The sequence below is a fragment of the Achromobacter sp. JD417 genome (genome assembly GCF_041879325.1).
GTDB lineage: Bacteria > Pseudomonadota > Gammaproteobacteria > Burkholderiales > Burkholderiaceae_B > Achromobacter > Achromobacter mucicolens.
This window is the reverse complement of record NZ_CP087159.1, coordinates 1,935,881-1,949,187: the sequence shown is the minus strand read 5'-3', so window position 1 is coordinate 1,949,187 and position 13,307 is coordinate 1,935,881. Positions and strand designations below refer to the sequence as shown.

The 13,307-nt window shown below is 67.0% G+C and carries 13 protein-coding genes; 1 reads left to right on the top strand and 12 read right to left on the bottom strand.

Annotation, left to right across the window (positions count from 1 at the left end; genetic code table 11):
- Window positions 1–70: 70 nt before the first annotated feature.
- The 4 genes from LN047_RS08950 to rpsP all read right to left on the bottom strand — a co-directional run bounded on the left by LN047_RS08950 (window position 71) and on the right by rpsP (window position 2,706).
- Window positions 71–742 carry a helix-turn-helix domain-containing protein gene (locus LN047_RS08950; protein WP_175157098.1) on the bottom strand — a complete coding sequence of 224 codons (672 nt, stop codon included), beginning with the start codon at window positions 740–742 and terminating at the stop codon, window positions 71–73.
- Between the two features lie 109 nt (window positions 743–851).
- Window positions 852–1,688, bottom strand: a complete 837-nt coding sequence (gene trmD / locus LN047_RS08945) for a tRNA (guanosine(37)-N1)-methyltransferase TrmD (protein WP_373981537.1) — start codon at window positions 1,686–1,688, stop codon at window positions 852–854.
- On the bottom strand, window positions 1,688–2,305 hold the full coding sequence (gene rimM, locus LN047_RS08940) for a ribosome maturation factor RimM (RefSeq protein ID WP_217617805.1): 618 nt from the start codon (window positions 2,303–2,305) through the stop codon (window positions 1,688–1,690). Before rimM ends, trmD begins: the two co-directional genes overlap by 1 nt.
- Window positions 2,306–2,445: 140 nt before the next feature.
- Window positions 2,446–2,706, bottom strand: a complete 261-nt coding sequence (gene rpsP, locus LN047_RS08935; protein ID WP_008165084.1) for a 30S ribosomal protein S16 — start codon at window positions 2,704–2,706, stop codon at window positions 2,446–2,448.
- A gap of 498 nt (window positions 2,707–3,204) precedes the next feature.
- On the opposite strand from rpsP, the gene LN047_RS08930 reads away from it, so the two are divergent.
- Window positions 3,205–3,786 (top strand): hypothetical protein, encoded by a 582-nt coding sequence (locus LN047_RS08930; RefSeq protein ID WP_062842037.1) that lies wholly within the window; start codon window positions 3,205–3,207, stop codon window positions 3,784–3,786.
- Between the two features lie 73 nt (window positions 3,787–3,859).
- Here LN047_RS08930 and LN047_RS08925 read toward each other — a convergent pair whose 3' ends face one another.
- The 8 genes from LN047_RS08925 to LN047_RS08890 form a co-directional block, all read right to left on the bottom strand.
- A complete protein-coding gene (locus tag LN047_RS08925) occupies window positions 3,860–4,129 on the bottom strand; it encodes a sulfurtransferase TusA family protein (protein WP_056315665.1) in 270 nt (89 codons plus the stop codon).
- Window positions 4,129–6,753 carry an alanine--tRNA ligase gene (gene alaS, locus LN047_RS08920; RefSeq protein WP_056315663.1) on the bottom strand — a complete coding sequence of 875 codons (2,625 nt, stop codon included), beginning with the start codon at window positions 6,751–6,753 and terminating at the stop codon, window positions 4,129–4,131. Before alaS ends, LN047_RS08925 begins: the two co-directional genes overlap by 1 nt.
- Before the next feature lie 80 nt (window positions 6,754–6,833).
- Window positions 6,834–7,886 (bottom strand): prepilin, encoded by a 1,053-nt coding sequence (locus LN047_RS08915; protein ID WP_373981536.1) that lies wholly within the window; start codon window positions 7,884–7,886, stop codon window positions 6,834–6,836.
- Window positions 7,887–7,909: 23 nt separating this feature from the next.
- Window positions 7,910–8,527, bottom strand: coding sequence for a type 4 pilus major pilin (locus LN047_RS08910; RefSeq protein WP_373981535.1), 618 nt, complete (start codon window positions 8,525–8,527; stop codon window positions 7,910–7,912).
- 61 nt (window positions 8,528–8,588) lie between these two features.
- Window positions 8,589–9,725 (bottom strand): hypothetical protein, encoded by a 1,137-nt coding sequence (locus LN047_RS08905; protein WP_373981534.1) that lies wholly within the window; start codon window positions 9,723–9,725, stop codon window positions 8,589–8,591.
- Window positions 9,718–11,490 carry an ATPase, T2SS/T4P/T4SS family gene (locus LN047_RS08900; protein WP_373981533.1) on the bottom strand — a complete coding sequence of 591 codons (1,773 nt, stop codon included), beginning with the start codon at window positions 11,488–11,490 and terminating at the stop codon, window positions 9,718–9,720. Before LN047_RS08900 ends, LN047_RS08905 begins: the two co-directional genes overlap by 8 nt.
- Window positions 11,490–11,933 (bottom strand): hypothetical protein, encoded by a 444-nt coding sequence (locus tag LN047_RS08895; RefSeq protein WP_373981532.1) that lies wholly within the window; start codon window positions 11,931–11,933, stop codon window positions 11,490–11,492. Before LN047_RS08895 ends, LN047_RS08900 begins: the two co-directional genes overlap by 1 nt.
- Before the next feature lie 34 nt (window positions 11,934–11,967).
- Window positions 11,968–13,305, bottom strand: a complete 1,338-nt coding sequence (locus tag LN047_RS08890; RefSeq protein ID WP_373981531.1) for a hypothetical protein — start codon at window positions 13,303–13,305, stop codon at window positions 11,968–11,970.
- Between the last annotated feature and the right edge of the window lie 2 nt (window positions 13,306–13,307).

Here is a 13,307-nt window from a genome sequence, read left to right as displayed (position 1 = left end):
GCCGGGCCGCGCCTGGCGCGCCCGGTGGCGGCCCGCTCCCCTCGCGTGCCGCCGCATGGGTGCTGCGCGCTCAGGGCGCTTGTGACGTGTCGTCCTCCGCGGCTTGAGTGATGTTGGAGATGGCCCAGATGACCTCGGTCGTCTCGGACCCCGGATTGCACCAGCGGCGCGGCGTGCTGCTGGCATAGCAGAAGCTGTCGCCCTCCTGCAGGCGCAGGACGCGATCGCCGACCCACAACTCCAGCACGCCCTTGAGAACCACGCCGATCTGCTCGCCCTGCCCGGTCACGAAGAGCTCGCTGCCGGTGGAGCCACCGGGCGCGATGGAGGCGCGGCACAGATCCATGCTGCGGCAGGCGGCGGGCGTGTACATCTCTTTGCAGATGCCCTTTTCCTTGAGGTCGATGTAGCGATGCGTGCCCGCGCGGGCCACGCGCCCATCTTCCTCGCCGCCCGTGTGCTCGGCGTTGCGCAGCAGGGCATTGACCGACACGCGAAACTCGCGCGCCAGGAGATGAAGGACTTTGACGGAGGCCGAGCTCAGCCCTCTTTCGATCTGGCTCAGAAGGCCCAGCGACATGCCGCAAGCCTGGGCGACGTCAGCGAGCGACCGTCCCTGCTGCTTGCGCAGCTGACGCAGTTGCTGTCCCAGCCATAGATCGACGGCCGACTCCGGCCTGTCCGCCCGGGCGGGTGACGACGGTGCTGCACTGGCACGACGAACGGCGGCTGAGCGGCTCATATGAAAATTTCATGTGCATGTAATTTTCAATACTAAGGAGCAGCGAAAACGCCCACAATCTAGGACCTTCCCTAGCGTTGTGGGCGTTGCGGATGGGCCGTGATGACCGTCAGGCGGCGCCAGAGGGATCGGACGGCTTGCGCGGCCGGCGACGCCGGGATGATCCCGGCTCGGCGGGTAGCGGCGTCCCGGCCAGCTCGGCCAGATATCGCTCGTCAAGCTTGCTTAGCCAGCCTTTCTCGCGCGCGGCCGCGATGAGCTCAGGCCGGCGCGCCGCGGTCAATGACAATGAACGCTCGCGCCGCCAGCGCGCGATATTGGCGTGATGACCGCTCAACAGGGCCGCCGGCACCGCTTCGCCTTCGTACACTTCGGGACGCGTGTAATGCGGGCTGTCCAACAGGCCGGACAAGGTGTCATTGAAGGAGTCCTGCAGCGCGGAATCCCCATCGTTGAGCACGCCGGGCAAAAGGCGCACCGCGGCATCGATCACGGCGAGCGCCGCGATCTCACCGCCGGACAAGACGAAGTCGCCAAGCGAAATCTCTTGCGTGACGCAGCGATCGATGAAGCGCTGGTCCACGCCTTCGTAGCGTCCGCAAATGAGAATGAGGCCATCGCTGGCTGCCAATGCCTCGGCGCCAGCCTGGTCATAGCGCCGGCCCACCGGGGCCAGCAACGCCACCGGGGCGGGACCAAGCCCCTGTCCGGCGCGCGCCTGCTGGGCGGCGTTGACGGCGGCTTCCAGCGGCCCCGCCATCATGACCATGCCGGGACCGCCGCCGTAGGGGCGGTCGTCGACGGTGCGATGGACGTCATGCGTGAAATCGCGCGGATTCCAGGCATGCAGTTGCCACCGGCCTTGGGCATGGGCCCGGCCGGTGACCCCGAGGTCGCGCACCACCCCGAACATGTCGGGAAATAGCGTAACGACGTCGATACGCATCAAAAATCCGCGGGCCAGTCGCTGTCGATGCGGCGCGCGGCCAGATCGACGGCATGGATGTGCGCGCGTACGAACGGAACAAGCATTTCGGCCGGCCGGCCCTTGGCGTCCAGGACGGGTTCGGGATTCTCGCCCTCGCCCTTCTGCAGCAGGACCTTCAACACGGCATGCGCGCCGTTGTCGAGGACCTCGCTTACCACGCCGATTCGCGTGGGTTCGCCGCTGGCGCTGGAGTACAGCGCGCAACCAATGAGATCGACCCAGTAGTATTCGTCTTCGTCGGGCGCGGGGAACGAACCGCGCGGCGCTTGCACGGAATGTCCGCGCAGCGCTTCGGCCTGATCGCGATCCGTGATGCCCTGCAGTTGCGCCACGACGGTGGCTCCCTGCGAACGGGCTTGCAAGATCTTGAATGCGACAGGCGCAGACGCGACAGCGCCCCGCGCCAATTCAGGCACAGGGCGAGTCAACCACCATTGAGACGCTGAGAGCAGCACTTCGGCGTTGGCCGAATGCGGCTGCACTTTAACCCAGCCTTTCACACCGTAGGCTGCAGTAATGCGGCCCAGCTCGACCAAATCCGTAGGCGCCGCGTTGGAGGTTGCGGCATCAGGCATTTATCGTGCTCTTTATCGGCTTGGATAGCGATGAAGCAGCTAGGAATGTCAGCTTGCAAGCGCAGGGCTTTCAGCGTGGAAAAACTAGCCGCTCAGAATTCAGCTAAAGAATTTCAGCTAAGGATGTGCGACGCGGGCAATTAGGCCGCGGCGGAAACCTTGGCCGAGTATTCCTTGACCAGACGCTCGACGGCGGGCGACAGTTGCGCGCCGGTGCCGGTCCAGTACTGCACGCGATCCAGCGCAATGCGCAGGTTTTCCGTGCCTTCGCTAGCCACGGGGTTGTAAAAACCCACGCGTTCGATAAAGCGGCCGTCGCGACGGTTACGCGAATCGGTGGCCACCAGGTTGTAGAACGGACGCTTCTTGGACCCACCGCGGGCCAGGCGAATCACCACCATAGGTAATCCCTTGAATTAGTTGTGAAAAACGGGAAATTCTAGCACTGAAAGGAGCCTGCTGGCAAATGCAAGTGCCGAAATCTGCGGTGTGGCGCGATTTGTATCCTAAAACACCACATCCGGGTATTCTACAAGCATGAGCCCAGCCCTGCTGCGGCTCTATCTGCAGGCGCGCCGCGCGGTGGTTGCGTCCGGCGTTGCGCCGGAGGGCTGTGTCCGCCCGGTCATGCCGCCGCCGGCCCATGCCTGCAGCCTGTCTCGTTGTCATGCGTTTGAGCAGTTGGTGCGTCTGAAGAGCAATCTGATTGGAGAGATCGGATTCATGTCGACCCGCGCAAAACTCTACGCCCTGCCCTTGCCGGCCTCCCCGCAACGACAGCCTTCCCCTGCCTTCCTGCCCCCTCAGGGCCCGGCCTCCCCGATCGGAGCGGCTGCGGCTGCGCCTGCGCCTGACTGCGCTTTCCCCCACTGACGTCCTTGAACTGGAGTGTGCACATCATGAAGAACCAAAAATCCGTCTTCGCCCCCGTCGCGCGCCTGGCTGTGGCTGGATTGCTGGCGGGATCCCTTGCGCTGCCAACGGGCGCGTCCGCACGGGTGATGGGTGCGGCGCTGACGACGGCATCCGGCCAGGTGACCGCCGTGGATCAGGCAAGCCGGACCCTCACCTTGCGCGGCGCCGATGGCAATACCGTCGAGATCGTTGCCGGACCAGATATCCGCAATTTCAAGCAGATCAAACCGGGCGACACCCTGACGCTGGACTATTACGAATCGATCGCGGTGGACGTGCGCCCCGCGGGCTCCGGCGCGCCGGAAGTCGTGACCGAGACCGCGGCGGCTCGTACCGCCAAGGGCGCGATGCCAGGCGGCGCCATCGGCCGTCAGACCACGATCACGGCCGAGATCTGGCACATCAATCGAAGCGCGAATCTGGTCATCCTGAAAGGTCCTCAGGGCGGCCGCCGCACCATCCAGGTCAGGGACCCGGCGCTGCGCGAGAAACTCCAGCAACTGAAGGAAGGTGACCTGGTGGACTTCACGATCACCCAGGCGGTCGCAGCGGCCATCCACCGCTAGCCGACAACGCCGCCAGGATGAACAAGGCCCGCTGCGGGAGCGGGCCTTTGTTGATAGCGAGATTCGGGGCGGGTCAGCGCCGGCGCAGGAAATGCACGCACCGCCCGTCGGCTTCCTGCTGCGCGACCAGCGCATTGCCCGTCTGGCGAGAAAATGCCTGGAAATCGCGGATCGCGTTGCGGTCGGTGGTGATCACGCGCACCACCTGCCCGCTTTCCATCTGCGCAAGCGCCTTCTTGGCGCGCAGGATGGGCAACGGACAGGTCAGGCCGCTTGCATCGACTTCTTGGTCGAACACCGGCGCCTCGGCGCCGGCATCGAGACGGGAATCGACGTCGCTCATCAGAGGCGCTCGTCCACCCACTTCTGCACACCGGCGATCGCCGCGGGCAGCGCGGCGATATCCGTGCCGCCGCCCATGGCCATATCGGGACGGCCACCACCCTTGCCGCCCACCTGACCGGCCACAAAGCCCACCAGATCGCCCGCCTTGATGCGGTCGGTCAGGTCGGCCGTGACACCGCCCACCACGCTGATCTTGCCGTCGGCCGAGCCAGTGGCCAGCAGCACGACGGCCGGCTTCAGACGATCCTTCAGGTTGTCGACCATGCCGCGCAGCGCCTTGGGATCGACGTCGCCAATGCTGGCCGCCAACACCTTGATGCCCTTGACGTCGACGGCGGCGCTGGAGGCCAGGTCGTTGCCGGCGCTGGCCGCAAGCTTGTTGCGCGACTGCTCAAGTTCCTTTTCGAGCGCCTTGACCTGGTCCTGCACCTGCGCAATGCGCGCCGGCAGGTCGGCGGGCGTGCTGCGCAGCATGCCGGCAACCTGGGTCAGCAAGGCGTTCTGGTTCTGCACCCAGGCCAGCGCGTTGTCGCCGGTGATGGCTTCAATGCGGCGCACGCCGGCGGCCACGCCGCCTTCGGAAACGATCTTGAAGAGACCGATGTCGCCGGTGCGGCTGACGTGCGTGCCGCCGCAGAGTTCACGCGAAAAGCCGATGTCGAGCACACGCACGGTGTCGCCGTACTTTTCGCCGAACAGCGCCATGGCGCCGCCCTTGACCGCATCGTCATAGCCCATGACCTGCGCGACCGTGGGCTGGTTGGCCAGGACTTCGGCATTGACGATGGCTTCGACGCGGGCAATCTGCTCGGCCGTCAGCGGCGCGTCCTGCGCGAAGTCGAAACGGGTCTTGTCGGGATCCACCAGCGAGCCGCGCTGCTGCACGTGCGCGCCCAGCACCTGGCGCAAGGCCTTGTGCATGAGGTGGGTGGCCGAGTGGTTACGCACCGTGCGGGCGCGGCGGATGGCATCCACCCGAGCCAGCAGCGTGTCACCGACGGCCAGCGAGCCGGATTCCAGCGTGCCGTGATGGCCGAACACACCGGACTGGATCTTGAGGGTGTCGGCAACGGCAAAGCGCACGCCGTCGGCTTCCAGGAGGCCGGTGTCGCCCACCTGGCCGCCCGACTCCGCATAGAACGGGGTGGCGTCCAGCACGACGACGGCGCTCTGGCCGGCCTTTACTTCCTGAACTTGGGTGCCATCCACGTACAAGGCCGTGACCTTGACGTTGTCCAGCTCAAGCTTTTCGTAGCCTTCGAAACGCGTTTCGGCGCCTTCGTAGCTGAGGCCTTCGGCCATCTTGAACTTGCCGGCGGCACGGGCCTGGTCGCGCTGACGCTCCATGGCGACCTCGAAGCCGGCCATGTCGACTTCGACTTCACGTTCGCGGCAGATGTCGGCCGTGAGGTCGACGGGGAAGCCATAGGTGTCGTACAGCGTGAACAGCGTGGTGCCGTCCAGCACGCCGCCCTTGGGCACGTTGGCCAGGGCGGTGTCGAGGATGCGCATGCCGTGTTCGAGGGTTTCGCCGAAGCGCTCTTCTTCCTGCTTGAGGACCTGGGCGACGCGCTCGGCGGCGGCTGCCAGTTCCGGATAGGCCTCGCCCATTTCGGCAACGAGATCCGGCACCAGGCGATGGAAGAACGGCTTGGTCTGGCCCAGCTTGTAGCCGTGGCGCAGCGCGCGGCGCACGATGCGGCGCAGCACGTAGCCGCGCCCTTCGTTGCTGGGAATCACGCCGTCGACGATGAGGAACGAGCAGGCGCGGATGTGGTCGGCGATGACCTTGAGCGAGTTGTCTTCCAGGTCCTTGATGCCGGTTTCGCGCGCGGCGGCGGCGATCAGGTGCTGGAAGAGATCGATTTCGTAGTTGGAATGCACGCCCTGCAACACGGCGGCGATGCGTTCCAGGCCCATGCCGGTGTCGACACAGGGACGCGGCAGGCGCGGCATGTTGCCGGCGGCGTCGCGTTCGAACTGCATGAACACCAGGTTCCAGATTTCGATGTAGCGATCGCCGTCTTCTTCGGGGGAGCCCGGGGGGCCGCCCCAGATCTCGGGACCGTGGTCAAAGAAGATTTCGGAGCAAGGACCGCAGGGGCCGGTGTCCGCCATCTGCCAGAAGTTGTCGGACGCATAGCGCGCGCCCTTGTTGTCGCCGATGCGGATGATGCGCTCGGTCGGCACGCCCACTTCCTTGGCCCAGATGTCGTAGGCCTCGTCGTCTTCCTGGTAGACGGTGACCCAGAGCTTTTCCGCCGGCAGCTTGTAGACCTGCGTCAAGAGCTCCCAGGCGTACTGGATGGCGTCGCGCTTGAAGTAGTCGCCAAAGCTGAAATTGCCCAGCATTTCGAAGAACGTATGGTGGCGGGCGGTGTAGCCCACGTTCTCCAGGTCGTTGTGCTTGCCCCCGGCGCGCACGCTGCGCTGCGACGAGGTGGCTCGCGTGTACGACCGCGATTCCTTGCCCGTGAAGACGTCCTTGAACTGGACCATGCCCGAATTGGTGAAGAGCAGGGTCGGATCGTTGCCCGGGACGAGCGACGACGAGGGAACAATGGTGTGTCCCTTGGACTTGAAGAATTGCAGGAACTGCTGGCGAATCTCGGAGGATTTCATCGTGGATGAAGCAGAATTTAGGGCGAATCGCCAATTATAGAGGGTTGGCGGGAATACGCGCGGAATGGGCTGGACGGCGGTTACCGGACACAGACGTAACCGATGGTCCAGCCTTCGGTTCCCTTCCAGACCCCGCCCGAGGACACGACGACGCTCTCATAGCCCGTCGGGCATGCGCATTGGCCGGTGCGGGGGTTGGCCGTGGAGATGCCCGTGTAATGGAAGCAGCCTAGCGGGTAATTCACGCTGAAGGCGCCCCCAAACCCGCCGCTGGCCTGCATCCAGACCCCCGATTCGCAGGAAAGCAGCTGCCCGGCGGCGGATTTGGCAAGGGCGCCGGGCTGCGCCCCGCAGGCGTGGCCCGGGACTTCCCGGGCGCCCACGTTGACGTATCCGCCCGTCTCCACGCTGCCAGCGACTGTCAGCCCGCCTTGCAGGTCTGGATCGCGCGTGTCGCGCATTTTCACGTAGCCGCTCAGGTCGGGCAGCCCGGCGCCAGCGCCCGCCCACAGGGCAAGCGTGCCCGGCGCATGCGTGGGCGCGCCGGCGGCCAGGGGATTGGGAAACCCATACGCGGCGCCGCGCAGCTGGGCTGGCGCCTGCGGCCACACCGCCCCGCCGTAGCCGTCCGTGGATGCAACGACGGATGCCATGGCGACTTCGTCCGGCACTTGCGACCCTTTTTTCAGCAGGGGCCTGTCGGCGTAGACGATGCCGTCCAACCGGCAGGGATCGCCCGGGCAGGTCTGGCTGCGAGCGATGTGGATGTCCGCGCCGAAACCCAGCGCCGACTGATTGGGAAAGTCGGCGGGCAACAGCCCCTGGGCGCGCAATTCCGCCAGGCTGGGTTGCAGGGCCTGCGCGAACAGCGGCTGGCCTTCGCCATCCAGAGGCGGCTTGCCTTCGGACAGGGCCTCGGCATGCCGCGACAGCATCTGCGTCACTGCCAGGCGGATTTGCGTCATCCAGACGCCCGTGGACCGGGCCGCGGACGCTTCGATGCGGTGAACGACTTCGTTGGAGGCCCAGATGGTGACGGCGGTGGTGATGGCCAGCGCCAGCGCCATGCCGATGAGCGAAAAGCCCTCCTGCCGCCGCCGGACGGCGGGCGGCCGCGGGCGCCATGCCGGCATGCCTGGGGCGCAGCGAGGCGCGCTCATCTTGCAGTGAAAACGAAAGTGTTCACGTCGCCCTGGCTGCATTGCGCCTGCGCCTGTGCGGCGCGGTACGGCGTGGCGGGAGTGGCGATCGAGTCCTTGACGACCTTGGCGCCGCTGCTGCCGCTGATGGAAATGATTTCGGAGACCCGCTGCAAGACGGACGCCAGCGCCGGGCAGGCGGCATGGCTGACGTTGGTGAGCGTCAGCGTGAACGCGGACCCCATGCCCGCCCCGTCAACGGAGGCCGGTTCAACCTGGACCACACCGCTGCCGCTGGTGCCGCTGCCTCCCAGGCCGTGGGCCACGCTTGCCGCCGCGCCCGTCCCCTGCACCGACAGCACGGTGGAGTCGCGCAGCGCGTTGGCCAACGCACCGGTATCCAGGCCGGTGTAAGGCGTCACGCCGCCGCCCTGGGCGTTGATTTTCATGCTGGCGACGAAGCGCTGCAGTTCTTCGCCTACCTTCGGCACCTTGTTTTCAATGACGTAGCCGCCAATGGCCGGGATGCCGACGATCGCGATGAGCAGGACGATCGCCGTGACGATGGACACCTCCATCAACGAAAACCCCTGCTGCTTCCACGGGGCGCATCGGAACACTCTGACTGTTTTCATGAAGATCCTCTTTGATAAAAGCGCGCGGCGAGCCGCGCAGTTGCCGCCAACCGGCGATCCACTACTGGCTGGCATAGAAATTGGTCAACGCCAGGCGCAGCTCGTCGATCACCGCGTAGTGCCACAGCGTGATGCCCAGCACCGTGGACAACGAGGCAATCAGCAATGACCAGCGCAGCACCAGCGCCTGCCGCCGCACTCGGGCCAGCAGGCGGACCTCCACGCGCTGGCGCACGCGGGCCAGACCCGGCTCGACGCCCAGCGCATCCATCAGGTCCGCCATGTACCACCAGGTCTGGGCATCCAGCAGACCGGTGCCGAAAATTTCCGCGCCGCTGGCGCCGCCGTCGATCCGGCTCAGCATGGCCTGCAGGTGCGCCAGCAGCCACGGCGAGGCGTCGCGCGCCTGCACGGACAGCGCGTGGCGCAAACGCGTGTCGGCTGCGCCGTGCTGTCTGATCAACACGGCCAGCAGCGATAGAAAGCGGATCGCCTGAAAATCGCGATACAGCCGCCAGAGCAGCCAGCGGTCGAGCACGGCGCGGATATCACCAGTGAAGTTGGCGAGCGACCAGAGCGCCAGCATGACCGCGCCGAATATCAGGACAACCCACAGCGCTAACCATTGCTTCAAGCCGCCGGCCAGCGCGAACAGGCCACGCGTGAGCGGCGCATAGTCTTCGGCGGGCACGGCCTGGAAAACCTGCTGCAGCCTAGGCACGCTGAAAAACGGAATGGCGCACAGCAATGCGAAAGCGACGATGGCGGCGATCACGCCCGTGGCCGCCGCCGACAGCAATCCCGACCAGGCCTCGGACGCCAACCTGACGGCGCGCGCCAGATCGCGCAATGCCGCGGCAAGATCGCCGCCTTCCTCCTGCACGCAACTGAGCAACAGGCATTCGCCGTGCGGCAGCGTGTCAGACCACGCAACACCCAAATCGCCGCCAGCGCCCAGATAAGCGGCGGCCCAATGCTGGCAGAGGCGCCCGCGCACGGTGTCGGGTCCGTAGCGGCTGGCGTCGTCCTCGAAGATGTCGCGCAGGCTCTTGCGCCCTTGCGTGCCTTCGACGACATCGGCCAGGTATTCGTAATAGTCCGCACGCTGCGCGCGAAATCGCAGCGCATCCAGCCGCAGCCGATGCTGGCCGGCCGACGACGCAGACCAGCGCGATGCGCGCGCTATGACGTCAGCCATGACGGGCTCCCTTCAACACGGCCGCGCGGGTGGGCGCAGGCGCTGCGGCCAGCACTGAAACGGCCGACACCGAACCCAGCGTCGGCAAGACGGGCAGTTCGAAGCGGCGCAACAGCGTGCGCGGATCGATTTCTCCGAGGCTCGTCCGATACAAGGCGCAATCCAGCGCCCGCGCGCCGCGCAAGGCGGCATCGCGCCAGGCGCCGCCTATTGCGGGCTGGAACTGCTGCTTCAAGCCGTGGTTGTCGCGCCGCCGCACTTGCTCAAGAAAGCCGCGCACGCGATCCGGCTCGATCATTTCGGCCGCGACACTGCGTCCCGCCGTGCCGTTCAGTTCCGGCATGTGGTCGCGCCGGCACGCGGGGCAGCCTGCTTCGTTCCTGACCTTGAGCGACGCCGCGTCCAGGTCATAGGTGCCTTGCATCGCGCGCACCCAGCCGCGCCAGTCCCAACTTTGCGCCTGCCGAGCCGGGACGCCCGACCACAGGCTGTCCACCGGTAGCGCGCAGCCGGGACACAGGCGTGGCAGCAGGGTCTGGTAGATGAGCAGTTTCAGGATGCCGGGCGAAGCCAGAAACTCTCGCGACACACCGATGGCGTCGGAGGCCAGGCGCTCGGGAATCATCGCGGCCGACCCGGCGTGTGTGGTGGCGTACAGGCTCACCCCCGAACTGGCGAGGTCCATGAAGGCGCGGCCCGTCTGGATATCGCGGACCTCGCCGATCAACAGGTCGTTCATGGCCGAGCGCTTGATGGTCTTGAGCTTGGCGTCCAGCGTGGGCCACGCCGCGTCCGCCAGCGCGCCGCTCAACGTGTTCTGAAGCGCGTTGCCGATGTGATATTCCACGGGATCTTCAAGCGTGATGACCTTGCGTGTTGGCGAGATGCCTCGCATCAGCGCGGCGATAGTGGTGGACTTGCCCGAGCCGACCACACCCGCCAGCACGATGGCGCCGCCCTCGCGCTCGCGCGCCCGCAGCAACGTTTCGGCCTGCGCGGGCAGGTAACCCAAGGCCAGCAGGTCGCCGTTGACGGTCGCGTCCAGCCGCAGGATCCGCAGGCACACCGAAGGCCCCGCGTCCGCGGCCAGCGAGGCCCAGCGCAACACGATGGGCGCGGCGTCCACGGTCAGAGAAATGCGCCCCTGTTGCTCGAGCGCCGGATCGAACACCGCGCCGTTGCCGCCGCGCACGTCCATCCACGCCACGGCCAGGACCTCGAGCAGCGTGGCGCTGGAAAGACCCGCGAACCGCTCGGCGCCGACATACTCGCCGTGGATGGTGTAGCGGATGTCGCCGCCGTCGCGCCGCTGGTCCACGTTGATATGCACGTCGCTGGCGCCTTGCACCACGCCCCAGCGGATGATGTCGAGGAACAACGCAGCCAGCGCCGAGGCGCGTTCGGCCGGGTTGGCCTTTGCCAGGCGCCCCGGTCCTGACGCCGTGTACTGGCCTCGCGCGATCATCAGCAGAAGCGGCGCGGGAACGGCGTAGCGCGCGGGCCGCGCCATGCGGTAACCCGCTGCTTTCACCATCCGTTCGACCTCATCGATCGGGTCGCCAACGGTGTATTCCTTGACGGCGAAGATCGCAGCCTGGCCGCCTTCAAGCAACACCGGGCAGAGGCGGCCGGCCAGCGCCGCCAGATCGAACTGGCGGCTCAGCGCGCGCACGAAGGCCGGCTCCATGCCAGCAACGTCTTCAGGCGTATGCAGTTCGGGCGGGCAAGCGGGCAATGCCGAAGCGGGCAAGGTGTGCATGGTCATCAATGGCCCCTTGCTGCGTCCAGGCACGCCGAGCGCTCGCGACCGTCGCGCTGCAAACGCACGCAGGCGCCGTCGACGGCCAGCAGGCGATACGGCGCCATCAGCGCGCCGCCTGCCACGGGATCGGCGCGGCCGGCCCGGTAGCGCAGCAAAGTCCCGTTGACGACGATGTCCACGTTCAAGGCGCGTGCCGTGCCGAATATCGCGGTCACGCGGATGTCGTCTGCGCCGTGTGCGACGGATGGCGCCGAGGCGCTCTTGCCTTCGCCCACTCCGCAAAGGCCCGGCACCCGGCAGTCCGCCAATGCGGCCGCGGCATCCGCCCGCAATAAGGTGCGGACAGTCTCGACCTCCGGCCAGGGTTGGGGCGTCTGCGCGTGATCCGCGGCCCGGGCTTGGCCTGCCGAGACCGCCGCGGCGCTCAGTGCAATGCGGGCCAGCATGCGCCCGGTTGCGCGTCTGCGCTGGATGCAAAACTTATTCCTGTTCATAAAGATCCCCCTGCAATTCAGCGACAAGCGAACTCGCGACGAGGCTGGGCCGCGGTTGCGGCTGCACATTCACCACAAGGCGCGACCAGCGGGCAGCAGGCACTGGCCCCGGCAGCAACGCCATGGAGCGCAATGGCCCATGCAAGACCAGGCTGCGCCTGCGAACAAGCGGCGTGCCCCATCCGTCAGCGCTGCCGGGCGACGCAACGGCACGCGCCGCGGCAGGCAGCCGCGGCATCAGCGGCACGGCCGGCGACAGCGCCACGGAAGCGAATGCGGGACGCAGCCCTTGCAGCCCCCCTGCCACCCGCGTGTCCACGTGCAGTGACGTGGGCAACGCCAGGTCGGCCACACGGATGGGCGCCGACGCCACGCGCCAGGCCAGCGTGGCTTCCTCGAGCGGCTTGAACGACACCTGCCAGCCGGGGGGCAGCAGCGCGTGCAACCCGTGATTGGTGGCAAGCGGGTGAGCCCTGGCATATACAGCCGCGCAGTCCCATTGCTGCGTGGCGGCCTCGCATTGGGCGCGGCGCAGCGCCCAGCCCTGCACCTGCACAGGCAACGCCGCCACGCTGGCGAGCAGGCGCGTCAGGTCCGTGGCCGGATGGACTGTCGTGCCTTGCAGCATCGCCTCGTACGCATCGGCCATCGGGTCTCGAACCGCGGCGGGCGCGGGTGGGGCCGCCGGTTTGCGCGCGAACGGGGCGACGCTCGCGTTCCACAACGGCGGCGCGATGGCGGCAAGACCGATGCAGGCAAGAAATAGACGCAGCGCGGCAGGCAGTTCGGCCCAACGCGAAGGCAGCACCGTCAGCGCGGCGCCAGACTCCACCGTCTGCGCCAATGCCGCCCACACCTGATCCGGCGAATGTTCCGTCAGCGACGGACGCTGCGCGAGCAGCGCGCGCTGTTCCGACTGCGCATCGTCCAGCGAATCGAACACCCTGTCCGTCTGCGACAGGACTGCGCCGCCATGTGCGGCAACCAGCCAATGGCGTCCATCCGGCAGGCGAACCAGACTATGGCCGCCCTCGGGATACAGCAGGGCGAACAACTGCGCGGCCGATTGCGGCGGCGTGGCGCCCGGTGACCGCGAGCGGCGCCAGGGCCGCGCCGCCCGCCGGCCCGGCCGCCCCCGCCCATACCCCGCGACCATCGCCGGCGATCCGCCCACGACGTAGTGCGTGGCGCGCAGGCGGCGCCCGCGGGATCGGGCGAGCTTGGGGACATTGGAGCCGATGAGCGCAAACCAGCGCAGGCCGAACGCCAGCAGGCGATCCGCACCGGGGCATTCGATCAGCAGAAATTGAGGGGCCCGGTTCACGA